The organism is Bradyrhizobium sp. (genome assembly GCF_047605465.1).
In the GTDB taxonomy this organism is placed as follows: Bacteria; Pseudomonadota; Alphaproteobacteria; order Rhizobiales; family Xanthobacteraceae; genus Bradyrhizobium.
In genome coordinates this window covers 109,899-133,754 of the sequence record NZ_JASGFS010000007.1, presented here as the reverse complement: position 1 = coordinate 133,754, position 23,856 = coordinate 109,899, and the positions used below count along the sequence as shown (strand labels likewise).

Below are 23,856 nucleotides of genomic sequence, written 5' to 3'. Positions count from 1 at the left end.
CGAGATTGCCATGGCCACTGAAGCATTCGCCCTCTCGCCCATGTCTGCCCGCGCGGCAGAGCCGAACGAGCAGGACTACGAAGCGATCCGCGAAGCCTTCATGGAGACGGCGCGCGGCCGCTGGTTCCTTGGCGAATACGCCAAGCGCAACCGCAATGCCGACACGCGCATGGTTCTCGACGCGGTCGCGAAAATCGAGGAAACCCTTGCGGCACAGCGGCAACCGATCGTCGAGGATCGCCTTCCCGAGGCGCTTGCCGCGATCCGCCGCGCCGTCGCGGATGCCGAAACGTCCGCCGCCAGGGCGTTCGATCCGGCCGCTATCGAGGCCGGCATATCGCCGATCCATCGCGGCGTGCGCATCATCAGGGAGATCTCCTGGCGCTGGCGCGAGATCGGCGCCGACGGGCGAATCTGCGACCTCATTGATTCGCAGCTCTCCTCCATCGAGAGCGCCTGCGCGCAGGTGTCGACCATCGACCCGCGCGCCGACCTGAAGGCCGCCTTCGACCTGCTCAAGGACCGGATCGAGCAGACCGACGTCGGCGCAACGTCGCAGGCGGCATCACCTCCCTCGCCCGCTCCCGCGCGGACCGAATCGCCGTCCAGCGCGGAAACAGCGTCGGCAGCAGCCACGTTCTCCGCGACAGCCGGCGAAGCCCCTGCTGCCGATGCGGCGAGCGCGGTTGCCGAGGCGGCGATGGACGCCGCGATGGAACCGGAGATCGCCGCGGAACGCCATGCCGCGTTCGAAGAGGTCGCAGAGTCCACGGCCCTTGCGGACGTGACGGACGAGTTTTCGCTCGACGCCGCCGCGGAAGCCGAGGACGAAGCGGTGCTCGAGCGCATCGCGATGGAGATGGCCGCGGCCGATCCGGATTTCGACGAACTCGTCGAGCCCGTCGAAATCACCGTCACGGTTCCGGCGCCGATGGACGTCGAGATCGCGGCGATGGTGCCGGAGCCCATCGCGCCCGAGCCGATCGCGGCAATGGTCGCGGAAGAGCCCGCCGATGACGCTCCGATCGCCATGGAGTCGCTTGCGCGGCTCACCGACGCCATCGCGGAAGCGGCCGCCGAAGTGATGGAGCAACCTGTGCCGGCCATGGCGGCTGCAGCCACCGCGACATTCGCCGCCGTGCCGACCGCCACGCTGCCGATGCCCTCGCCGCTCCCCGAGGCCTCGCTCGGCGCCACCATCCTCGCCAGCGGCATCCTGCAGAAGCCCCGCGCACCGGCCAACGATCCGCTGGCCCCGATCCGCCGCATGACCCAGGCCGAGAAGATCGCGTTCTTCTCGTAAGGATCGTTCGCTTCGTTGGTCGCTTAGGCGGTCACCGCATCGTCATTGCGAGCGCAGCGACGCGATCCGGAGTCCTTCCGCGATGAGATCCTGGATGCTTCGCTGCGCTCGCAATGACGGCGCACGAGGCAACAGCAGTCACCTGTCCCGGACGAACGAAGCGAAGCTCCAGGACCCAGGGGTCGCAGCCTCACTGATAGGATGGGTCGCAGCCCTCGCGCGGCCGCCAAGGCGGCGCTGCGCCGCGTTCACGCGCGATCGATCAACCGCAGTTCCAGACCGCGCCGATCGGTGTCCGCGTCCAGCAGGGACCGAAGCTGCCGCCATTGTAGCGGCCGCCGCCGAAGCCGGGCCGGCCGAAATAGTGCCACTCGCCGTCCCAGCCATAATAGCGCGGCACCGGGTCGATGTACCAATGACGCCGGTCGTTGCGCGACAGCCGCCGCATCGCGTCCTTCTGGGCGTAGAGCGGCTGGCTGTTGCTCAGCGGCTGCCGATAACCCGGCAGGAAGCCGTAGCCATGCCAGACCGGCTTGGGACGTTTTTGCGTCGGCTCGGCCGGCGCGACGGCCGGCAGCAACGACACGATGACAGCAATAGTCAGACACAGGACTCGCGACATGCCCGCACGATAGACAGTCGCCTGCAGGAAGGCCATTCAAATCCGAGTGGGCTTGCGCGCCATCGCGCCTGGCGTCAGGCAATTCGCTTCGGTCGCAATTCGATGATCTCGGCCGGCTCCGCGGCGGAATCCGGGCCCGACTGGATCATGCCGTCAGGACGACTGCGCAACTGCGCGTCGCGGTCGATCGCCTCTCGCTCGAACAGAGCCTGCAACTCCGGCCGCAGGCCGTCGCCGCGAAGCGCAGCGATGGAATGAAACTTGTACATGTCGTGCTCCCACGTGTCTTCGCCACGATAGGAGTTGCGACAGATCGATCCACCCGATTTCCGAACGCGCGACGTTGCGCGCGGCAGGCTCTAGCTGATCACGCCCTTGCGGATCAGGAAACAGCCATAGCTCCTGGTGTCCCCGACCTGCACGACACCGAAGCTCGCCGCCGCCGCGCGATAGAAATCAGGGCGCGAGAGCTTGCCGGGCGTGACGGGGCGGCCGACCGAGCGAGCGATCTCGTCCAGCACGGCACGCTGCACCTCGGGGACGCGATTGGGGTCGTCCACCGGCATCATCACGCGCACCGGATCGGGATCGAAATCGTCGAGCGGATAGAGCGTCATGATGGCGCCGATCGCCGTCTCCATGCTCATGCCCGGCAGCTGGATCAGGCGCCGCGACGTCGTGCTCTGCGCGATGCGCGTCGCCGGATGATTGGCATCGACGAAGGCAAGGTCGTCGCCATGGCCCATCGAGGCCAGAAGCCAGAGCAGATCTGGCGTCAGGATCGGATCAAGCGATTTCAGCATGGACGCCTCCCGCAATTGAAATGAATCTCGAGCTCATCATGACGGAACAGCCGCATCGTGCGGAAGCAGCCGTTCCGACTTCAAATCGTCCCAGAGCCCGCGTGGAGCCCTGCGGCTCAGCCGCGCCGCGTTTTGCCGGACTTCGTCGGCCGAAACCGCGCCGAGCACGACACTCGACACGGCCGGGTGCGCGAGCACGAATTGCAGCGCGACATCCGGAAGCGACACTTCATGTGCACCGCATATGGCCTCAATCCGGCGCACGCGCGCAAGGACGGCTTCGCTTGCCGCCGCATAGTTGTAGCGCGCGCCATCCCGGGCGCCGGTGGCCAGAATCCCGGAATTGAAGACGCCGCCGAGAAGGAGGCCGATCCCCTTGCGCTGGGCAAGGGGGAAGAAGCTCTCAGCCGCGCCCTGCTCCAGCAGGGAATAGCGTCCGGCCAGCAGCATCACGTCGAAATCGCCGGCGCTTGCGAAGCGCTCGCACATCCCGACGTCGTTGACGCCGACGCCGATCGCCTTGATCACGCCGTCGTCGCGCAGGCGCGCGAGCGCGCGATAGGATCCCTCCATCGCTTCGGCGAATCGCGTCTCGACCGCGGCTTCGCCGTGGGTCCAGGCATCGACGTCGTGAATGAGCAGGATGTCGATGCGCCCGACACCGAGCCGAAGCATCGACTGCTCGACCGACCGCATCGTGCCGTCATAGGAATAGTCGATGATCGCGCCGTGAGGCAGGCCGCCGACATAGCCCGAACCGTTGCCGCGCGCCGCGAACGGATCGAGCCAGCGCCCCACTTTCGTGGACAGCAGGAAACTGTCCCGCGGCACGCTGCGGAGCGCCGTCCCGCAACGATGTTCGGCAAGACCATGCCCGTAGAGCGGCGCGGCATCAAAGATGTTCATGCCGACGTCGTAAGCGGCAGTCACGGCACCGATGGCGCGGCCTTCATCGAGCACCTGATAGAGGTCGCCGATCGGCGCGGCACCGAAACCAAGGCAACTCACCTGCAATCCCGTGCGCCCGAGCGTGCGCGACGGCAACGGCTTCTCGTTCGCGAAATCCATCACGCCTCCATCCACGCTTGCAGCGCCGCCGTGACGCGCCCGGGTGTTTCCAGCGATGCGCAATGACCGCAATCGGGAATCATCGACAGCGTGCTGCCCGCGATGGCGGCGACCAGTTCGCGCGAACAATCGGGCGGCGTGACCTGATCCTGTTCGCCCACGACGATCGCGGTCGGACACCTGATGGACGCCAGCACAAGACGGGCATCAGGTCGCGCGATGACCGCACGCATCTGCCGCTCGATGATGTCGAGGCCCACGGTTTCGGCCATCGCGACCATCAGCGCCGCGAGGCCGGCATCGTCTCGATGCGCACGATGGAAGTCGCGACCCAGTCCCGCCGCGGCCATCGCCCCGACACCGTCGCGGCGCGCCAGCGCGAGCGCCGCATGACGCAGCGGAGTGGTCGCGGGATTCTCCGGGCGCGCCGACGTCGAGACGAGCGCCAACCGCTCGACGCGTTCAGGCGCCAGCCGCATGATCTGAAGAGCGACATAGCCGCCCATCGAGCATCCCGCGAGCGCAAATCGCTCCGGCGCTCCGGCGAGCACGGCCGTCGCCATGCCGGCAATGCTCTCGCAGTCGAGAGAAGCGACCGGAACGATGACATCGCTCCGACTCCCGAGCGCGTCGATCTGGGGCTGCCAGACGCGATGGTCGCTCTTGAGGCCGGGAAGCAGGATCAACGGCGGAGGCATCGGCTGTCCCTAACCATTGCGATCAATCCGATCACAGATCACTACCTCTCGGCGGAGATAACGTTTAGATTGATGACGTGACTTCGTTCCCTCATGAAGATGGCGTCGATGGCGAACATACGTGACGTTGCTAGGCAGGCTGGAGTATCGATCGCCACGGTGTCTGCCGCCCTCAATCGCAGTGGAACTGTCAGCGAGAAAACCCTGCGCCGGATTCTCGACGCGGTCGATGCCGTCGGCTACGCGCCGAACGGAATCGCGCGCAGCCTCCGGATGGGACGCAGCCAGCTGTTCGGCCTCATCGTCTCGGAGATCACCAATCCGTTCTTCGGCACGCTCACGCGCGCGATCGAGAAGGCGGCGCACGATGCCGGCTACGCCGTCATCATCTGCAACAGCGACGAGGACGAGGCGCGCGAGCTCGAACTGCTCGAACTGCTGCGCGTCCAGCGCGTCGCGGGCGTGATCCTGTCGCCGTCCGGACAGGGCGCGGCCTACCGCGAGAAGCTCACGCGCGAGATCGGCGCGCCGCTGGTCACCATCGACCGGCGGATCGAAGGCCTCGATCGCGACTTCATCGGCCTCGACAACCGCGCAGCGGGCCGGATGATCACGGAATACGTCCTGCGCTTCGGCCACCGCCGGGTTGCCTTCATCGGCGGCCGTGCCGGCCTGTCGACCAGCGACGAGCGCTATCAGGGGTATTGCGAGGCCCTGCGCGACATCGGCCTCGAGCCGGATCCCGCGATCTGCCTGCGTGCCGACTTCCGCGGCGAAGCGGCCTACATGGTGGCCCAGCCGGTGCTGTCGGGCCGCAACCGGCCGACCGCGATCGTCGCCGCGAACAACGTGATGGCCCTCGGCGCGCTGCAGGCGATCGGCGATCTCGGCTTCAGGTGTCCGCAGGACATCTCGGTCGCGGCCATCGACGACTTCCCGTGGAGCACGGCGCTGCGGCCGCGCCTCACGGCGATTGCCCAGCCGATCGAGGAGATGGGTCGCATCGCCGTGGAATACCTCCTGGATCGCGTCGGCGAGATCGAGACGATCACGGCGGCGCGCAGCCGGATCTTCGCACCGACGCTGATCGCGCGCGATTCCTGCGTCGCGCTCGACTAGGAGCGCGCGCGACCTGTCCCGCGAAATGTCGTGCGCGGCGATCAAATATGCAGCCCCGCCCACTCCGGACGCGTGATCCGGTGCACGGCCGACCACAGGCCGATATCCTTGCGGCCGCCGCCGCCGATGCCCCCACCCCAGGCATGCACGTTGTTGGATTCGAGCAGGCAGACCCCCTCGGCGCCCCCACGCTGCGCGCCGTCGGCGAGGCTCTCCAGCTGACTGCAGGCATCGAGCGCGCTGCGCGCATGCATGTCGAACATGAACAGCCCGATCGTCAGCGTCCCCTTGCCGTCCATCCGCTCGCGCGCGTCGAGCGCCTCGCGCCAGACATCGGCGGCGGTGATGTCGAACAGGTCCCAATTGTCCATGAACAGCACGACATCGTCGACGATCCCTTGCCTCGCCCACTCCGCCCAATCGACGAACGAGCCGCGCCGCGAGTCGGTCGGATAGCGCTCGGACACCCACCACGGCATCGGCAGCGCCATCGACCGCAGCGAGCGAACCCGCACCGCCAGGCGCTTTCCGCGTCCGTGCACGAGCGCTGCGGCCTCACGCATGAATTCGGTGTTCTGCGCCACGCGAAAGTCCACCCAGACGGGATCGTCGTTGCGCAGCTCGCGCGGGTCCTTGCCGTGCAGCGCGCGAAACGCATCGCGCATCGGCGGCTCGTAGCCGTAGATCGAGACGCCGCTGGGATCGACTTCCACGCTCGGCTGCCGGCGGAATTCCCATTCCTGGGTCTCGCGATAGAAGTCCAGCATCACGTAGTCGGGATTGTAGTCGAGCTGTTCGGTCAGCATTCCCAGCTTGTGCGCGCGCGTCGCCGGATGCGCGAAGCTGAGCTTGCTGCGCCGTGTCCTGCCCTCGCGCGTCTCGACCCAGCACTCCGGCTTCTCGCGGGCGAGCCGCGAGACATCGAGCTGGAAATGAGTCTCCTCGAACAGCGGATACCATGCACCGATTTCGAGGCCGCGCTCCCGGCCGGCTTCGATCGCATCGGGCAGCGGATCCCATTGCCGCAGATCGTAGCTGCGCCGTGCCGTGCCTTCATTGCCGGGGCGATCGATTCCGCCGCCGCCTTCCCGGCCCCAATAGACCGTCTCGATCTTGGAATGGTACTGGGCCCGCGCCCCGAACATCGTGCGCCACGGCACCCGCTGCACGCCGGCTTCCTTGAGCTGGTCGAGGATACGCTCGACCGACGGACGCCCCCAGCTGCCCCAGGAATTGAACCAGTCGCCGTGACTGACCGTGACATCGACTCGCATTCACATTCTCCCCGTTGCCCGCACCGTCATCCCTTGACGGCGCCGGCCGTAATGCCCTGCACGAACCATTTCTGGATCAGCGTGAAGAGGATCAGAACGGGCACCGCGGTCAGCGCGCCCAGAACCATGATTTCGCCCCACGGTGCATGTCCCGAGCTCGCCATCTCGGCGAGCGCGACCGGAACCGTCTTCATTTCGCTGCGGGTCAGGACCGTGCTGGAAAAAAGATACTCGCTCCACGAGATGATGAAGGCGAGAATGCCGACCGCGAGAATGCCGGGAGCCGCGAGCGGCAGGATGACGAGGCGATAGATCTGGGCGGTGCTGGCACCATCCATCACGGCCGCTTCGTCCAGCTCCGGCGGGATGTTGCGGAAGAAGGATTGCATCAGCCACAGGCAGAACGGCAGCGTCAGGGTCGTATGAGCGAGGATGCCGCCGAGATAGGTATTGGTCAGCCCGAGCTGGTCGAGGGCCACGTAGAGCGGCAGGAAAATCAGGATCGGCGGGATCACGTAGACGAAAAGTACGCCGAGCGTGATGGCGTCGCGGCCGCGGAACTTGAAGCGCGTGAGGCCGTAGGCCGCGAGCGAGCCGAGCAGCATGTTGATGCAGGCGGCGCCGAACGCGACGATCGCGCTGTTGGCGAACCATTGCAAAGCATCCGTCTGCAGCAGCACTTCGCGCAGCCAGTGCAGGCTCGGCTCGGTGAAGAGGCGCGGCGGCCGTGCCAGCAGGTCGGCCGGCGTCCGCAGCGCCGACAGCACGATCCACAGCAGCGGAAAGCTCGCGAACAGCACCAGCGCTGTCGCCCATATCGCGAACGGCAGCCGGAGCAGGATGGCTTTGGGATTCATCGATCGCTCAATGGCTCAGGCTCTGCCGGATCACACGGCGGAACGCGTAGACGACGGCGGCAATCGCAAGGCCGAGCAGCAGCGCGAGAACCGCCGCCCGTCCCGGACGGAAGAAGCCCATCGCCTCCTCGTAGATCCAGATCGGCCAGACATAGGTTGTTCCCGCCGGGCCGCCGCCGGTCAGGAGCCAGGGCAGATCGAACGAGGTCGCGGTCCAGATTCCGCGCAGCACCAGCAACGCGATGGTCGCGCTGCGCAGCGACGGCAGCGTGATGTAGCGAAACTTCTGCCACACGTTGGCGCCATCGAGGCCGGCGGCCTCGTACAACGCCGGGTCGATCTGCTGGAGCGCGACCAGGTAGATCAGCATGGCGAAGGGAAAGCCGTGCCAGATGTTCGCGAGCACCACCAGCCAGATCGCGACATCGGCGGAGCCGAGCGGCGAGGCGTTGAGCGGAAACAGGCCGAGGATCTGCAGCCAATGGGTCAGGATGCCGGTGCCGTCGCTGAACATCCAGCGCCAGACCAGCGCCAGCGAGATGGCCGGCACGGCATAGGGCAGCAGCAGGACGCTGCGCAGGACGACGCTCGCGCGCCCGGCAGCGAGCAGCGTCATGGCGGCGAGCAGCCCGAGCACGAGCTGCCCGGCCGTGGATCCCAGCGTCCAGACCACGGTCACCCAGGAGATCGCGCCGATCTTTCCGCTGAGGAAGACGTTGACGTAGTTGGCGAGACCGACGAAACGGCCGCTCTCGCCGATCATGCCGGCGTCGTAGAAGCTGTAGCTGATCGACTGCACCAGCGGGACCAGCAGGAAGCCCGCCAGCAGCAGCAGGGCCGGCAGCACCAGCAACAGGCCGACCGGCGGACGATAGCGCGCCAGCACGGACCACGGCATGCGATCCGAGGCTTGCGGCGTGGCCGCGCTATCTGGGGTCATGGCTTCGGTCCGGCCGCGTTGACTAGCGACGATCGAGCGACGACTTCATGAACTGATCCAGCTCGTCGATGGCCTGCGCGGAGGTCTGCCGTCCCAGCGCGACCTTCTGCATGCTCTCGTTGATGACGCTGGTGCTCTCCATGATCGAGGAGACCGGGTTGAGGCCGGCTTCCAGGCCGTAGCGGTACCACCTGTTGATCACGTCGCGGCGGATCGTCTCGATCTCCTTGGCGAAGCGCACATTGATCGGATCGGACTTGAAGGCCTCGCTGTCGTAGGCGCTGTTGATGGCAGGCAGCGCGAAAATGGCGCGGCTGTTGGCGCGACGGGCGACTTCCGACGGCTGCATCAGGCAGGCGACGAGCTTCTTCGAAGCCGCGACTTCAGCCTCGGGCGCGGTGCCGATCATCATGTAGAAGCCGCCGCCGAGGCTCGCCTTGGCCGGACCGTCATGGGCGGGAAACGGAAACACGCTGAGCTGGTCCAGCAGCTCCGGCCGCTGCTGCTCGACGAATTTCACCACCCCGCCCCATTCGGCGCCGGCCGCGATCTGGCCGTTCATCAGCGCGGTGCGGATCTCGAGCAGCGTCCAGTCGATGCTGGCGGGCGGCGAATAGGCCTTGTGCATCTTCATCATGTAGTCGAGGGCCTGCACCGCATCGGCCTTGCGTCCGGCGAAGGAATAGTTGCCGGTCTTGGGATCGACCACCGTGATGCCTTCCGCATAGAGCGCATCGAACAGCGACTGCTGGGCCGCGAAGAACTTCGCGCCCCAGGGCACTGCGAAGCCGAACTGATCGGGCTTGCCGTCGCCGTCCTTGTCGATGGTCAGCTTCGCCGCCATCGCCTCGAGCTCGGCCCAGGTCTTCGGTGTCGACTGGATGCCGGCCTGCGCCAGGAGGTCCTTGCGATACCAGACCGCATGATGCAGCGCCCAATCCGGCACCGCCCAGGTCTTGCCTTCGGCCGAGACGGCCTGAAGGAATGCCGGGATGAAGTCGGCGCGGCCGTGACCGTCGATCACGTCGTCGACCGCAACCAGGCTCTTTTTGTCGTGCAGGAACGCGACCACGCTCTCGACCGTGATGATGACGTTGGGCGGCCTGCGATCCCTGAGCGACGTCGCCAGTCGCGGATACATCACGTCGAGCCCGACGCTCTGCAGCGCCACCTTCACGTTCGGCTGCTGCGCCGAACAGGTTTCCAGCTGCTGCTTCAGAACGGTTTCGTGCGCGGGGGTGCTGGCCTGCTGCCAGAGCGTCAGCGTCACCGCCTGCTGGGCCATTGCGCGATCGGAGAGGCTTGCGGCGCCGAGGGCGATCGTGCCCAGGAGCAGCGCGCGGACAGAACCGAGCTTGGATGACATCATTGTATCCCCCCAGATGAAACGTTTCGTTTTGTTACGGCCAGAAGCGGTCCGCTTGAGAATTTCTCCCGCGGATTAATCGTCCAACTTCTCGTTCGGTGTCAATCGAAACGTTTCGATAACGCAAATTGCCGCATCCAGCGGCCAAGACCGAATGTGTGACTTAGCTCACATTTCGCGCATTGGTGATCGCAATCACGGACCTCAGGCTCGAACGCGGCGATGGTTCCCCGCAACCAATCTCGCATCGAGATCAGTGCCAAAGGAGCACACTATGTTCCGCCTGAAGTCCTTCCTGATGTATGCGGGCCTGCTGGGGAGCCTGTTCGGCTTCGCGTGCGGCCCCGCCTCCGCGCAAGTGGCGCCCGGCGAGCCGGCGGCCCCGGCCGCCCTGCAGGGCCCGGAGCAGCGGGTCGCGCTGGTGATCGGCAATTCGAACTACCGGAATGCGCCGCAGCTCGCGAACCCCGAGAACGATGCCCAGTCGATGGCGCAGTTCCTGAACTCCGCCGGCTTCGAGGTGGTGGCCGCGACCGACCTGACCCAGGACGACATGCTCCGCGTGGTGCAGGATTTCTCGGCCAAGGTGTCGGCCCGCGGTCCGAACACCGTGGCGATGATCTACTATGCCGGCCATGGCGTGCAGCTCGCCGGCGAGAACTATCTCGTTCCCGTGGACGCGCGGGTCGCCACCGCCGCCGAGCTGGTCAGCAACTCGGTCCGCCTCGTCGACGTGATGTCGACGCTGGAGACGATCCCGAGCCGCATGCGCATCGTCATCCTCGATGCCTGCCGCAACAACCCCTTCCCCTCCGTCAATGACGCCGGCCGCGGCCTTGCGATCGTCGACGCGCCGAACGGCTCCATCGTCGGCTATTCGACCGCACCGGGCGCCGAAGCACAGGATGGCGCCGGCGGCCACAGCCCCTACACCCAGGCGTTCCTCAACGTGGCGCGTGAGCCCAACGTGCCGATCGAGCAGCTGTTCAAGCGCGTGCGCCTGCAGGTCAACCAGAGCACGAACGGCACGCAGATCCCGTGGGAGAGCTCTTCGCTCACGTCCGACTTCACCTTCTTCGGCGACACCGCCGTTGCCGCGAGCCGTGCGCCGGTGAACACGCCGGTCGTGCAGATGGCGTCCAACCTGCCGAGCCGCTCGGCGCGCCAGGCCTACGACTACGTGCTCTCGGAAGGACGGCCGGAATATTATCAGGAGTTCATCCAGATGTATCCGCACGACCCGCTGTGCGATCGCATCCGCTGGCTGCTGTCGAACCTCGCGATGTCGCAGGCCTGGCACAAGGCGGTGCTCGCGAACTCGCCGCTCGGCTACCAGACTTTCTACGACAGCTACGGCAGCAGCCCCTATGCGACGTCGGCGCTGAAGCTCGCGGCGCAGCCGAAGCTGATCCCCCTGTTGCAGCCGACCAAGTTCCTGGCGCCGCAGACGATCACCCCGACGCTGAAGATCGGCAGCCTCGGCCAGCCCAAATACATGCCGCTGGTGCAGCAGGGTGCGGGTCCGCAGATCAACGCCAATCTGCCGGTCGTGCAGAAGCCTGTCGACAACACCGGCATCGGCAAGCCCGGCAATGGCGGCCAGATCGTCAACCTGCCCGCGGGCAACAACCAGAGCCAGCAGAACGGCACGCCGCCTCAGGTCCCCGGCAAGATCGTCACGCTGCCGGCACCGATCAGCACCACGACCAACAACGGCGCCCCCGGCAAGATCGTGACCCTGCCGGTGACCAACACCACGCAGAATGGCGGCGGCAATGCCGGCGCTACGCCCGGGAAGATCGTGAGCATGCCCGTGAATCTCGGCAAGGGCGGCGCGAATGTCGATGCGAAGCCGGTCAACGTCCAGACGCAGAACAACCCGGTCCGCATCACCAACGGCGTGAAGTTCAACAACAACCCCGTCAACAAGGTTCAGGTGCAGAACACACGCCCGCAGCTCAACACGATGCCGAACCGCAACAACAATGGCGGCAACAATTTCCGGCAGTCGATGAACCAGGCTCCGAACACGAACGCCGGCGGCAACAATCACCGCACCGGCTTCATGCGCTGACAGCCGACAGCCTGGACGGCGCATGCCCTCTCCCGCTTGCGGGGGAGGGCTTTCGCTTTTGATGGATCGAGAGACAGCGGCCGTGTTCGGCCTGCATGGTTCGAGGCACTCGCTTTCGCGAGCTTCTCACCACCAGGTCCGAGATCCCGCCGCGAGACGCGACTTCATCCTCAGGACCTGCCGCAGGCAGGCGCCTTGAAAGATGGTCGCAGGCGAGCTTTCGCCAATCGGACGCTTAAGCCACGAGCTCGGCGAACAAATCGGCGTCGACATTGCCGCCGGAGAGCACGATGACGACGTTCTTGCCGGCAACGTCGAGGCGGCCGGCCAGCAGCGCGGCAAGACCCACCGCCCCGCCCGGCTCGACCACGAGCTTCAGCTCGCGATAGGCATAGGCGACGGCCGCGCCGACTTCGGCATCCGACGCGGTCACGCCGCGCGCGAGCAGCTTGCTGTTGATCGCGAACGTCATCTCGCCGGGGATCAGCGCCATCAGCGCATCGCAGATGGTGCGGCCCGCGGGCGGATGCGGCTCACGGTGGCCCGCGGTCAGCGAGATGCCGTGATCGTCGAACGCCTCGGGCTCGGCCACCACGATCTGCGCCTGCGGATAGCGCGCCTTCACCGCGGTTGCGACGCCGGCGATCAGGCCGCCGCCGGAGGCCGGTGCGACCACGATGTCCGGCGCAAGGCCGAGGCCCGCCATGTCGTCCGCGATCTCGCGGCCGGCGGTGCCCTGCCCCGCGATCACGAAGGGATCGTCATAGGGCTTGACCAGCGTCGCGCCGCGCTTCTCCGCGATGCCACGCGAGATCGCTTCGCGATCGTCGCGGTCGCGGTCGTAGAGCACGACTTCGGCGCCGTAGGATTTGGTGCGCTCGCGCTTGGACAGCGGCGCGTCCGACGGCATCACGATGGTCGCCTGCATGTCCAGGATCTTCGCCGCGGCCGCCACGCCCTGGGCATGGTTGCCGGAGGAGAAGGCGACGACGCCGCCGGCGCGCTTGTCCTGCGGAATCGACGCGACCTTGTTGAAGGCGCCGCGGAACTTGAAGGAGCCGGTGCGCTGGAGCATCTCCGGCTTCAGGAACACCTTCGCGCCGAGACGCTCGTTGAGCACCGGAAAGGACAGCAGCGGCGTGCGGATGGCGAAGGGCGCGATCACGCGCGCTGCGGCATCGATATCGGCGGGGCCGATCGGGAGGTTCTGTTCCGTCATCCCCGATTTGTATCGCGGGCGGCGAGCCACGGGCAAGACACCTCCGCGCGAGGATATCGGGCAAAACGGCCCGGCCGGTCAGGCGACGAAACGCTCGGGCTCCGCCCCGGCCTTGCCCGGGAGCACCGCCCCGACCGCCCGGATGCAGTCGATGAAGGCCCGCGCCGAGGCCTCCCAGGTGTAGTTGGCGGCGAATTCGACGCAGTCCTGCCGGGAAATGTCGAGCGCCGCGAGGCAGGCGCTGCGCAGGTCCTGATCCAGCGCGCCGACCGGCGCATCCCCGATCACGTCGCGGGGCCCCTTCACCGGGAACGCCGCGACCGGCAGCCCGCTGGCGAGGGCTTCGAGCAGGACGAGGCCGAACGTATCGGTCTTGCTCGGAAACACGAAGACGTCGGCCGCCGCATAGATATCCGCCAGCTCCTCGCCGTGCTTCTCGCCGAGAAAGATCGCGTCGGGATAGGCCTCTTCAAGCGCGACGCGCGCGGGGCCGTCGCCGACGACGACCTTGGTGCCGGGCAGATCGAGGTCGAGGAAGGCTTCGAGATTCTTCTCCACGGCAACGCGCCCGACGGAGAGGAACACCGGCGCCGGCAGGCAGAGATCGACGGCGCGGGGATGGAACAGGCGGGTGTCGACGCCGCGCGGCCACAGCACGACGTTGTCGAAGCCGCGCTCGCCGAGTTCGCGCGCCAGCGCCGGCGTTGCCGCCATCACGGCCCGGCTCGCGCTGTGGAAGCGGCGCAGCGCCCGCCAGATCAGGGCGCCCGGAACCGGCACCCTGGCGCGGACATATTCGGGAAAGCGGGTGTGGAAGCTCGAGGTGAACGGCAGTTTGCGCTGCCGGCAATAGCGGCGGACCATCAACCCGATCGGCCCTTCGGTCGCGATATGGATGCTGTCGGGGCGCGCCTCCGCGATCAGTTTCGCGATCCGCGCCGGGCGCGGCATGGCGAGCCGCACGTCGCGGTAGCTCGGCATGGCGAAGGTACGGAACGATTCCGGCGTGAGGAACGAGAATTCGACGCCGAGCCCCTCGGCGGCGTCCGCGAGCTTGGTCAGCGTCCGGACCACACCGTTGACTTGCGGGTGCCAGGCGTCGGTCGCGACCAGGATGCGCATCAGGCTGCCCGTGCTGCCACCTGCGGAACGGGCGCCGCTTTGCGCATCTGATCGGCCCAGGTGATGATCTCGAAATGGCCGTCGTCATGTTCGACGAGCGCCGTGCAGCTCTCGACCCAGTCGCCGCAGTTCATGTAGCGGATACCGCCCTCGTCGCGGATCACGGCGTAGTGGATATGACCGCAGATCACGCCGTCGGCGTCATGACGGCGCGCCTCGGCGGAGAGCGCCTGCTCGAACGCACCGATGTAGTTGACGGCGTTCTTGACCTTCTGCTTGGCCCATTGCGACAGCGACCAGTAGGGCACGCCGAACATGCGGCGGAAGAAGTTGACGAAGCGATTCATCTGGATCGCGAAGTCGTAGGCCTTGTCGCCGAGATGGGCGAGCCAGCGCGCGTTCTGCACCACGAGGTCGAAGATGTCGCCGTGGATGACGAGGTAGCGCTTGCCGTCCACGCCGGTATGGACGGTGTTCTCGACGACGTCGATGCCGCCGAAATGCGTGCCGTAATAGTTGCGCAGGAACTCGTCGTGATTGCCCGGCACGTAGATGACCTTGGCGCCCTTGCGCGCCTTGCGCAGCAGCTTCTGGACGAGGTCGTTATGCGATTGCGGCCAGTGCCAGCTCGATTTCAGCGCCCAGCCGTCGACGATGTCGCCGACGAGATAGATGGTGTCGGCATCGTGGTAGCGTAGAAAGTCGAGCAGGAGATCGGCTTGAGAACCGCGGGCTCCGAGATGAACGTCGGAGATGAACAACGTGCGAAAGCGCCGCTCCGGGCTTTCGTCACTGACATCGTAGCTTCCCATGCGCCAGCCTGTAACAATAATCCCGTGACAGGGGGATGACCGATTGAACTTGTGAGGCACCCTCAGATACGAATCAAACCTCGTCTCCCCCACCCCGCGAATATCAGTCGCATGCGACAATCAGGCGACATGGGGCCGCCGCGGCTTCCGCCGGGGCATGGAACTGACTGGCCGGACGGGGTTATTCCGGCGGACCGCGGTGCGACCGTCGGTGGCCGGAGCCGGATTCAGTAAAATCTGTGGAAATGATGGATCGGCCCGTGGCCGTGTCCGACGCTGAACCGGTCGGCCGCCGCGATCGCCGCGCTGATCCAGTCCTTGGCGTTGCGCACGGCGCGCTCGAGGTCCTCGCCCTTGGCGAGCCCCGCCGCGACCGCCGAGGACAGCGAGCAGCCGGTGCCGTGGGTGTTGCGGGTCGCGACGCGGGGCGCGGCCAGCGCGATCGTGTTGTCCCGATCGACGAGATAGTCGATGCTCTCGGGGCCGTCGCCGTGCCCGCCCTTGATCAGCACCGCACGACAGCCGAGCGCGAGCAGGCGGCGGCCCTGGCTCGCGATCTCGGCCTCGCCTGCGGCAACGGGTTCGTCCAGGAGAGCCGCGGCCTCCGGCAGATTCGGCGTGATGACGGAGGCGAGCGGCATCAGCCTGGTGCGCAAGGCTTCGACCGCATCGGAGGCCAGCAGGCGGTCGCCCGAGGTTGCGACCATCACGGGGTCGAGCACGACGTGAAGAGGCGACCGGCGCGACAGCGCGGCCGCGATCGCATCGATGCTCGACGCCTGCGCCACCATGCCGATCTTCACCGCGCCGACATCGAGGTCGGAGAACACGGCATCGATCTGCGCGGTGACGAATTCGGCGGGCACCGCGTGGATGCCGGTGACGCCGCGCGTGTTCTGTGCCGTCAACGCCGTGATGGCGGAGGCACCAAAGACCCCGAGCGCGGCAAAGGTCTTCAGGTCCGCCTGAATGCCGGCGCCGCCGCTCGAATCCGAGCCGGCGATGGTCAGGGCCACGGGCGTCGTCATCACCGGCCCCACGCGTTGGAAAGAAACACCGCCATGGCCTGTCCTAGCGCGGCAGCCCAACACCAGCAAGCCGCACCGGCCGGGATTCACGGCAAGGCCGCCGACAGCGGCGAATCAGCCGGACGCGGTCATACGCCGCATTGTCGACCCGCAACCGTGCACAGATGCGCAAAAGATACCGTTGATATCGCGCCCCTCCTTGGCGTCATCATTGATGAATGAGACGCTGGATGGTGGAATCGTCCAGCGGCGCCAACATTGCGGACCGACCCCGGTCCGCAAGCCTGTCGGGGGGTGGGATCAATGTGGGCCTTCTTCACTCGTCTGCTCGATTCGTCGATGCTTTCGCCCCACGGCATCTGCCTGTTATGGGAGCCCGAGCTGATCTGGCTCCACGTCGTCTCCGACGCCTGCATCGCGGCCGCGTATTTCTCGATCCCGTTTGCCCTCGCGATCCTCGTCACCAAGCGGCGCGACCTCAAATTCGGCTGGGTCTACTGGGCGTTCGCCATCTTCATCACGGCCTGCGGCCTGACGCATGTGCTGTCGATCTACACGCTCTGGGTCCCGATCTACGGCATCGAGGGGATCGTCAAGGCGATGACGGCCGTCGCATCGGTGTTCACGGCCGGTGCGCTGTGGCCGCTGTTGCCGAAGATCCTGACGATCCCCTCTCCGTTCGAGCTCCGGCAGGTCCAGGCCGCGCTCGAGGTGGAGGAGACCAAGAGCCGTGACGCCACGCTGCTGCTGGCGCAGGTCGGAGAAGCCCAGCGCGCGATGCGCGAGAGCGTCACGCGCCTCACCGCCGTCGTCGAGACGGCGGTCGACGGGGTCATCCTGTTCGATGCCCAGAACCGCATCCTGATGTTCAACCCGGCCTGCGAGCGTCTGTTCGGCTACCGCGCCGGCGAGGTCATGAACCGGAACGTCGGGATGCTGATGCCGGGCGCCGCGAACACCGCGTCCGGCGGCGGCGCGAGATATTTCGCAACCGGCGGCGAGGCCATGGGCCTGCGCAAGGATGGATCGACCTTTCCGATGGATCTGTCGGTCGGCGAAGCCAACCAGGACGGCGAGCCGATCTTCGTCGGCATCGTCCACGACCTGACCACGCGCAAGCTGACCGAGCAGCAATTGCAGCAGGCGCAGAAGATGGAGACGGTCGGCCAGCTCTCCGGCGGCATCGCCCACGACTTCAACAATCTTCTCACCGTCATCATCGGTAACGCCGAACATCTGAGCGATCAGCTCAAGGGACGGCCCGACCTGCGGCGGTTTGCCGACGATATCTGCCTGTCGGGCGAACGCGGCGCCGAGCTGACGCAGCGGCTGCTCGCGTTCAGCCGCCGCCAATTGCTCCGGCCGCAGGCCATCGACTGCCGCGAGCTGCTCGAATCCATGCTCAAGCTGCTCAAGCGCACCCTGCGCGAAAACATCGAGATCAGGACGTCGTTCGGATCCGGCACGATCATGACCTTCGCCGACCGTGCGCAGCTCGAATCCGCGGTGCTGAACCTTGCGCTCAACGCGCAGGATGCGATGCCGACGGGCGGGCACCTGACGCTGAGCACGGAGCTGGCCTCGATCGACGAGGACTACCGCGCGCTTCACCCGGAAGTCGCGTCGGGCGGCTACACCCTGATCTCCGTCACCGACGACGGCGAAGGCATGACGCCCGAGGTGATCGAGCACGCTTTCGAGCCGTTCTTCACCACCAAGGAGGTCGGCAAGGGCTCGGGGCTCGGCCTGAGCATGGTCTATGGCTTCGCGAAGCAATCCGACGGCCACGTCTCAATCTACAGCGAGACTGGCCTTGGGACGACGGTCCGGATCTATCTGCCGCGCATCGGCACCGGACCCACTCCCGCCGAGACGCTGGAGAACGAGGTGGCGGCGCCGCGCGGATACGAGACCATCCTGATCGCGGAGGACGATCCGTTCGTGCGCTCCTCGGCCATCCTTCGGGTCGAAGCGCTCGGCTATCGCGTCGTCGCCGCCGTCAACGGCAAGGAGGCGCTGCAACGGCTGCGCGTCGATCCCGGCATCGACATGCTGTTCACCGACATCGTCATGCCCGGCGGCGTCAGCGGCTGGGAGCTCGCCGAGCAGGCCCGCCGGATTCGTCCGGGTCTGCCGGTCGTGTTCACCTCGGGCTACGCGCTGGAAACGCTGGTCGAACAGGGCCGCGCGCAAGCCAACTCGATCATCCTGACCAAGCCGTATCGCAATGCCGAGCTTGCGCAGCGGCTGAGGGACGCATTTGCCACGGCAACCGTGACCTCGTAAGGCAGAGCCGATATCTGTGTTCAAGGGGCTGGAGGCCCGCGCCCGCGAGCGAGTCCGCTTGCCAATTCCGGCCGGTTTTGGCCTATTAGCCCCCAAAATCCGCCTTCGGAGTGACCGCTATGGTTCCCTTTTTCGTCCAGATCAAATGCAAGCTCGGCCAGTCCTACACGGTCGCCAACGCCTTGGCCGAAGCCGAGATCGCCTCGGAAATCTATTCCACGGCCGGGCATTACGATCTGCTGGTGAAATTCTACGTCGACAAGGACACCGATATCGGTCACTTCATCAACGAGAAGGTGCAGATCCTGCCGGGCATCCAGGACACCCTCACCATCATCACCTTCAAGGCGTTCGGCGCCGGCTAGGCATGCTCAAACGTCCCGGCGGCCGTGCGGTTGCGGGGTGAAATCTCTGTGCTAGCGTGCAGTCGTTGGAATTAAGTCGGATCGCAAAGCAAATCATGCCCCTCACGACGTCAGTGCCGCTTCTGATCAGCCAGCAATTCGACAGCGAAGTGGTGTTGGCCAACTATCAGAACGGCGTCTACTACAACCTCGACGGAAGCGCCGCTCAGATCTGGCTCGGCCTCAAGGCGGGATGGACGGTCGAGGAGATCGGCGCCGCATTTGCAGCAGCGACCGGCGTCGATACGGCATCCATCACCAAGCAGGTGCAGACCTTCGTCGACAGCATGCTGGCGGAAGGCCTGATCGCGAACGGCGCCGCCGACCCGCGCGAGGAGCAATGGTCGCCGACGCTTCCGGGCGAACTCGGCACGCCGGAATTCCAGCGCTTCGACAATCTGCGCGAGCTTCTGCTGATGGATCCCGTTCATGACGCCGGCGAGGAAGGCTGGCCGCTGCGCGAGACCAATGACAGCTAGCGATCGAATCCGGCAGGAGATCGCGAACGTCTTCGAGGCGGACGCATCAGCGGGGTCTACCGTGGCGCACGCACGCTGCGGGCCGTTCGGGTTGCGTCTCTCGTTCGCCTCGCCGGATCTGGCCCGCATGTTCCTGCCGGCCTACATCCAGCGCCCTTCGGATATTGTCGATCTCGACCTGCGCTTCTTCACCGCCGACGATCGCGACCTTTCGGCGCTGGTGCCGGAAGCCGCGGAACGTCCGCGGCTGCTGATCGAGGACGGCATATATTCGGTCTGGCAGCCGGCGGTCATTCCGGTGCTGTTCGCGGTCGACCGGATCGCGCGACGCGGCATCGCGTGGCTGCCGAAGGGCGAAGCTCCGCCCTGGATCCGCAGCCGGCCCGCGATCTCGCTGATCCATGCCATGATGCACGAAACGCCATGGTGCGCCGTGCATGCCGCGGCGGTCGGGACCGATGGCGGGTTCGCGCTGCTGGCCGGTGAAGGGCACAGCGGAAAGACCACCGCGGCACTCGCCTGCGCCAAAGCCGGCTGGCGCTACGCGGGCGACGATTTCGTCGCCGTCAACAGCGACACCGGACAGATCGAGCCGCTCTTCTGCTCTGCGCGCCTGCGCCCCGCTCTCGTCGATGCCTTCAAGAGCTTCATCGGCGAAACCACACCGGTTTCGGACTACAACGGCGAGCCGCGTCACGAACTGAGCCTCGCCGATCTCGGCAATGGGATCGGAGGCGGCAAGCTGCGGGCCATCTTCATCCCGCGCCGCCGCGGCGCGACGTCGCCCGAATTTTCGCCGGCGCGGCAGTCGGACGCGTTTCGTGCGCTGTTGCCGACCACCGCTTACGAACTGCCGGGGTGGCCGGACGTGATCGCAGGCAAGGTCGCGCGGATCGCAGGCCTCGGCCCGGTGTTCTTCGCCGACACCGGCACATCGCCGACCGGCATTCCCTCGGCTTTCTCGCTTCAACTGGAACGGCTCTGACCGAGCAAGGGCCGGCCGGCATGCAGGTATCCGTCGTCATCGCCGCCTACAACGCCGAGGCCTATCTCGCCGAGGCGATCGAGAGCGTGCTCGGCCAGACGGTGCCGCCCGCCGAGGTCGTCGTCATCGACGACGGCTCGACCGACGGGACGCGAGCCATCCTCGACCATTTCGGGCAACGCATCGTCGCGCTCAACCAGGCGAACAGCGGCCAGGCCGTCGCCGTCAACAAGGGCCTCGCCACCGCGCGCGGCGACCTGATCGGCTTCTGCGACGCGGACGATCTCTGGACCCCGCGCAAGCTGGAAATGCAGTTGGCGCTGCTCGAAAGCAACGGCGGCCTCGAGGCCGCCTTCGGCAAAGTGGAGCAGTTCGTCAGCCCTGACGTGCCGCAAGACCAGCGCGAGCGGCTTCAGCCGGCGGTCACCACCCTGCCGGGCGAACTCAAGCAATGCATGCTGATCCGGCGTTCCGCGCTCGATCGCTTCGGCCCGTTCGACGAGACCTTGCCCGCAACGTTCTTCATCGCATGGCTCGGCCGTGCCAAGCAGAACGGCATCAGGATGGCCCATGTCGACGACGTCGTGGTCCGGCGCAGGCTGCACCTCGGCAATGGCGGCCGCGTCAATACCGAGGCCCAGAATCTCGAGACGCTGATGGCGCTGCGCAAGGCCATCAAGGCCCGGCGCCCTCCGGATTGAAAACCGGCGCGCCGTCGATCGACATCGACTTGACGAACAGCCCGAGCAACCGATGGTCGATCGAGTGACCGATATCCATCGGCCGCCGGGCATCGAGCATCCGCAACGCGACGACGATCTTCCGCCGGCCGGTGGCGCCGACCACCTTGGCTCGCAGGGTGATCCTGAACGGCATCGCGTCCCTGCGTCTCGCGGTCGCGCGCGACACCGCGCCGACCCCGGCATAGGCCGCGAAACGAAAACCGTCCCGGTCCGGCGGCAGGAACGGCACCACGGCAAGCTCAACGGCGACGACGGCCTGGTCCAGTTCGTTGGCCGGCACCTCGATCATGGCGAAGTGGCGATCGGTCCACCGTCCCTCGTCTTCCGGGACCGAGAATCCCCGGCCGAACCAGACGCCCTTCCCCGACGACATTTGCGTCGCACCCGCGGCCTGCTGCCATAGTCGCTTCAGGATCGCGTTTCTGAAGAGAGGGAAATGCGCGGCGCTGGCGTCGAATGCCGCAACGGCCGCTCCCGGCAGTTTCGGCCAGGCCCACCGTCCGAACGGCGCCTTGAACTGGGCGCGGAGCGACGACAGGAAGGCAGCCACGAACTGCTGCCATTGCGTGCGTTGCGCCCGCGGCACCGCCCGCACGGCGATCTCGACGAATTTCCCCGGCGGCCCGTAATTCCACAACTGCTCCACCAGCCCGTCCGGTACGAGCGCCGGCATCTCGCGGGCGACGACGTCGAGCAAGTGCGCCGCTAGCAGGCTGCCATTGTAGCGAGTGACGATCGACCGGAAGCGATCCCAGTCGACGCTACCGCCGCAACTCTGCAGGACATGCACGACCTCTAGCGCCCGAAACACCATCTCCTTCTGATCGGCGGAATCCGGCCGCATCGCCGCGATCGCCAGATGTTCCGGAAGACCGGGGATCCGCACTTCATGCGTCAGCAGCGTGGCCGTCTCCGACGTGCTGAACAGCTCCTCGGTGAACGCCTCGTCGTCGAGCCAGAAGATCGCACGCCAATGCAGGTCGATCGCTCTGCTGAGCCCGGCGCGGGACATCGCCACCGCATGGATGTCGCGATCGAAATCGGACTCGGAGAACAATTCGACGCGCATGCCGTAGCTGCGGAAGTCCGCCTGCCGCAATACCTCGATCGCACGCGGAGCATCGGCACGCCGAACCAGCAGATCGTAATCGCCGGTCATGCGCTTCGCCATATAGCTGGCATCGCGCGCGAACAGCGCGCCGCCCTTGATCAGCAGCGATGCGATGCCGGCCTGCTTGAGCGCCGCGTAGGCATCGACGACATCGCGAACCCGCGTGGCGTTGGACAGCCAGACGTGCTTGACGACGCCACGCATGCGCTTGGTATCGGCATCCGCGATCCCGGCCTTGTCGGCGGTGGCGACGAGGAGCGGCATGGTCCGATAGACGATTTCGTCGGCCGCATCCAACGGCTCGGATGCCCGCCAGGCCCGGTAGGCGTCGACGGCGGTCTGGCCCTGGCCAAGAGCAGCCCTGAAGAGCGTCAGATAGCGCTGGTTCAGCGCATCCGGAGGTGTCGATGCTTGCGCCATCTCAGGAAGTTGCAACCGTCGCCGGGGCCGTGTCGATCATCAGGACCGAAGGGAGCGGGGAGAGGATCATCTTCACGGTTGTAAAACTTCGACAGCCCATCACGACGTAGTTCCAATTCTCAGGCGGCGGGAAGATGGGGGCGCAATCACCGGGTGTCAATTGGGAAACATCGCTTCAGCCGTCCGCCTCCTTGCGTTTCGGCCGCACCGGTCCGTCCACCGGCGGTAGCGACTTGAGATAATCCGCCATCGCCGCGATATCCTCGTCCGGCAATTGCGACGAGTTCTTGATCACGCGCGTCATCGCACCGCCGACGCTGTCGCCGTCGGGCAGTTCGCCGGTCTTCAGGAAATAGGCGATATCCTTCGCGCTCCAGTCGCCAAGACGCTTCTGCGTGATGTTGGGAACCCATCCCTCGCCTTCCGGATTGGGACCACCGGCAAGTCGTTCTCCGGCGATGATCCCGCCGAGCGCATTGCGCGGGCTGTGACACTCGGCGCAATGGCCGAAGCTGTTCACGAGATAGGCCCCGCGATTCCACTGCGCGGAGCGGGCACCGTCGGCGACGAACGGCTTGCCGTCCATGAACAGCAATTTCCAGATGCCGACATTGCGGCGGATGTTGAACGGAAAGCGGATGTCGTGATCGCGAACCTTGCCGGCAACGGCCGGCAGCGTCTTCAGGTAGGCGAAGAGATCGGCGACGTCCTCGCGCTTTGCCAGATGATAGGAGGTGTATGGGAAGGCCGGGAAATAATGTTCGCCGGCCGGCGAGACGCCGTTCATCACCGCGTTGACGAACTCCGCTTCTGTCCATTTGCCGATTCCGTCATTTGCATCCTGCGAAATGTTCGGCGCGTAGAACGTTCCGAACGGCGAGCGGATGGCGAGCCCGCCGCCAAGGCGGGTGCGGTCGGGCTGATCGGGCACCGCATGACAGGAGGCGCAACCGCCGGCGTTGAAGATCACCTCGCCATTGGCCAGGTTCGGCGCATGGGCGGGAACGGCGCCGGTCAGCGCCATCACCGGCGCGCTGAGCCACCAGTAGACGCCGGCCGCGGCCACCACGGCGACCAGTGCCACGAGGATCGTGCGTTGCCACATGCGGTCCATCCACTCGTT

Annotated in this window: 23 protein-coding genes; 8 read left to right on the top strand and 15 right to left on the bottom strand. The window is 66.3% G+C overall.

The genetic code is table 11. The annotated features are described in order from the left end of the window. Positions 1 to 10: 10 nt before the first annotated feature. Positions 11 to 1,303, top strand: coding sequence for a hypothetical protein (locus QM712_RS09670; protein ID WP_415022857.1), 1,293 nt, complete (start codon positions 11 to 13; stop codon positions 1,301 to 1,303). A 262-nt stretch (positions 1,304 to 1,565) separates the two neighbouring features. Here QM712_RS09670 and QM712_RS09665 read toward each other — a convergent pair whose 3' ends face one another. The 5 genes from QM712_RS09665 to QM712_RS09645 form a co-directional block, all read right to left on the bottom strand. Then, positions 1,566 to 1,961: a hypothetical protein gene (locus QM712_RS09665; RefSeq protein WP_415022856.1), complete on the bottom strand. Its 396-nt coding sequence runs from the start codon at positions 1,959 to 1,961 to the stop codon at positions 1,566 to 1,568. A 38-nt stretch (positions 1,962 to 1,999) separates the two neighbouring features. Next, the gene (locus QM712_RS09660; protein ID WP_415022855.1) at positions 2,000 to 2,194 is read right to left on the bottom strand and encodes a hypothetical protein; all 195 of its coding nucleotides are present in this window, start codon (positions 2,192 to 2,194) and stop codon (positions 2,000 to 2,002) included. Between the two features lie 90 nt (positions 2,195 to 2,284). After that, positions 2,285 to 2,728: an RbsD/FucU family protein gene (locus tag QM712_RS09655; protein ID WP_415022854.1), complete on the bottom strand. Its 444-nt coding sequence runs from the start codon at positions 2,726 to 2,728 to the stop codon at positions 2,285 to 2,287. Between the two features lie 36 nt (positions 2,729 to 2,764). Further along, entirely contained in the window at positions 2,765 to 3,796 is a 1,032-nt protein-coding gene (locus QM712_RS09650) for an aldo/keto reductase (RefSeq protein ID WP_415022853.1), read from the bottom strand. Next, the gene (locus QM712_RS09645; protein ID WP_415022852.1) at positions 3,796 to 4,494 is read right to left on the bottom strand and encodes an alpha/beta fold hydrolase; all 699 of its coding nucleotides are present in this window, start codon (positions 4,492 to 4,494) and stop codon (positions 3,796 to 3,798) included. Before QM712_RS09645 ends, QM712_RS09650 begins: the two co-directional genes overlap by 1 nt. Positions 4,495 to 4,602: 108 nt before the next feature. Here QM712_RS09645 and QM712_RS09640 point away from each other — a divergent pair, with 108 nt between their 5' ends. Beyond that, positions 4,603 to 5,613 carry a LacI family DNA-binding transcriptional regulator gene (locus tag QM712_RS09640; protein ID WP_415022851.1) on the top strand — a complete coding sequence of 337 codons (1,011 nt, stop codon included), beginning with the start codon at positions 4,603 to 4,605 and terminating at the stop codon, positions 5,611 to 5,613. 41 nt (positions 5,614 to 5,654) lie between these two features. Here the strand turns inward: QM712_RS09640 and QM712_RS09635 are convergent, their stop codons facing one another. Genes QM712_RS09635 through QM712_RS09620 form a run of 4 tightly spaced genes read right to left on the bottom strand, consistent with a single transcriptional unit; the run spans position 5,655 to position 10,050 of the window. Beyond that, positions 5,655 to 6,887, bottom strand: a complete 1,233-nt coding sequence (locus tag QM712_RS09635) for a hypothetical protein (RefSeq protein ID WP_415022850.1) — start codon at positions 6,885 to 6,887, stop codon at positions 5,655 to 5,657. 26 nt (positions 6,888 to 6,913) lie between these two features. Next, positions 6,914 to 7,744, bottom strand: a complete 831-nt coding sequence (locus tag QM712_RS09630) for a carbohydrate ABC transporter permease (protein ID WP_415022849.1) — start codon at positions 7,742 to 7,744, stop codon at positions 6,914 to 6,916. A gap of 7 nt (positions 7,745 to 7,751) precedes the next feature. Further along, positions 7,752 to 8,684, bottom strand: coding sequence for a carbohydrate ABC transporter permease (locus QM712_RS09625; protein WP_415022848.1), 933 nt, complete (start codon positions 8,682 to 8,684; stop codon positions 7,752 to 7,754). A 22-nt stretch (positions 8,685 to 8,706) separates the two neighbouring features. Further along, the gene (locus QM712_RS09620; protein ID WP_415022847.1) at positions 8,707 to 10,050 is read right to left on the bottom strand and encodes an extracellular solute-binding protein; all 1,344 of its coding nucleotides are present in this window, start codon (positions 10,048 to 10,050) and stop codon (positions 8,707 to 8,709) included. Between the two features lie 274 nt (positions 10,051 to 10,324). On the opposite strand from QM712_RS09620, the gene QM712_RS09615 reads away from it, so the two are divergent. Further along, on the top strand, positions 10,325 to 12,124 hold the full coding sequence (locus tag QM712_RS09615; RefSeq protein WP_415022846.1) for a caspase family protein: 1,800 nt from the start codon (positions 10,325 to 10,327) through the stop codon (positions 12,122 to 12,124). A gap of 235 nt (positions 12,125 to 12,359) precedes the next feature. Here QM712_RS09615 and QM712_RS09610 read toward each other — a convergent pair whose 3' ends face one another. The 4 genes from QM712_RS09610 to thiD form a co-directional block, all read right to left on the bottom strand. Continuing rightward, positions 12,360 to 13,343 (bottom strand): threonine/serine dehydratase, encoded by a 984-nt coding sequence (locus QM712_RS09610; protein ID WP_415022845.1) that lies wholly within the window; start codon positions 13,341 to 13,343, stop codon positions 12,360 to 12,362. 78 nt (positions 13,344 to 13,421) lie between these two features. Further along, a complete protein-coding gene (locus tag QM712_RS09605; protein WP_415022844.1) occupies positions 13,422 to 14,465 on the bottom strand; it encodes a glycosyltransferase family 4 protein in 1,044 nt (347 codons plus the stop codon). Next, the gene (locus QM712_RS09600) at positions 14,465 to 15,277 is read right to left on the bottom strand and encodes a UDP-2,3-diacylglucosamine diphosphatase (protein ID WP_415022843.1); all 813 of its coding nucleotides are present in this window, start codon (positions 15,275 to 15,277) and stop codon (positions 14,465 to 14,467) included. The genes QM712_RS09605 and QM712_RS09600 overlap by 1 nt, the downstream gene beginning before the upstream one ends. A gap of 227 nt (positions 15,278 to 15,504) precedes the next feature. After that, positions 15,505 to 16,305 (bottom strand): bifunctional hydroxymethylpyrimidine kinase/phosphomethylpyrimidine kinase, encoded by an 801-nt coding sequence (gene thiD, locus QM712_RS09595; RefSeq protein WP_415022842.1) that lies wholly within the window; start codon positions 16,303 to 16,305, stop codon positions 15,505 to 15,507. 339 nt (positions 16,306 to 16,644) lie between these two features. Between thiD and QM712_RS09590 the strand changes: the two genes are divergently transcribed. The 5 genes from QM712_RS09590 to QM712_RS09570 all read left to right on the top strand — a co-directional run bounded on the left by QM712_RS09590 (position 16,645) and on the right by QM712_RS09570 (position 21,160). Further along, the gene (locus QM712_RS09590) at positions 16,645 to 18,591 is read left to right on the top strand and encodes a PAS domain S-box protein (protein WP_415022841.1); all 1,947 of its coding nucleotides are present in this window, start codon (positions 16,645 to 16,647) and stop codon (positions 18,589 to 18,591) included. Between the two features lie 119 nt (positions 18,592 to 18,710). Beyond that, the gene (locus QM712_RS09585) at positions 18,711 to 18,956 is read left to right on the top strand and encodes an Lrp/AsnC ligand binding domain-containing protein (RefSeq protein ID WP_415022840.1); all 246 of its coding nucleotides are present in this window, start codon (positions 18,711 to 18,713) and stop codon (positions 18,954 to 18,956) included. 95 nt (positions 18,957 to 19,051) lie between these two features. Continuing rightward, positions 19,052 to 19,474: a PqqD family protein gene (locus QM712_RS09580; protein WP_415022839.1), complete on the top strand. Its 423-nt coding sequence runs from the start codon at positions 19,052 to 19,054 to the stop codon at positions 19,472 to 19,474. A gap of 61 nt (positions 19,475 to 19,535) precedes the next feature. Next, positions 19,536 to 20,459, top strand: a complete 924-nt coding sequence (locus QM712_RS09575) for a hypothetical protein (RefSeq protein WP_415022838.1) — start codon at positions 19,536 to 19,538, stop codon at positions 20,457 to 20,459. Between the two features lie 20 nt (positions 20,460 to 20,479). Next, positions 20,480 to 21,160 (top strand): glycosyltransferase family 2 protein, encoded by a 681-nt coding sequence (locus QM712_RS09570; RefSeq protein ID WP_415022837.1) that lies wholly within the window; start codon positions 20,480 to 20,482, stop codon positions 21,158 to 21,160. On the opposite strand, the gene QM712_RS09565 is transcribed toward QM712_RS09570, so the two are convergent. Next, a complete protein-coding gene (locus QM712_RS09565; protein WP_415022836.1) occupies positions 21,135 to 22,733 on the bottom strand; it encodes a nucleotidyltransferase family protein in 1,599 nt (532 codons plus the stop codon). The two genes, QM712_RS09570 and QM712_RS09565, sit on opposite strands and share 26 nt — an antisense overlap. A gap of 175 nt (positions 22,734 to 22,908) precedes the next feature. Beyond that, positions 22,909 to 23,838, bottom strand: coding sequence for a c-type cytochrome (locus QM712_RS09560; protein WP_415022835.1), 930 nt, complete (start codon positions 23,836 to 23,838; stop codon positions 22,909 to 22,911). Positions 23,839 to 23,856: the final 18 nt, after the last annotated feature.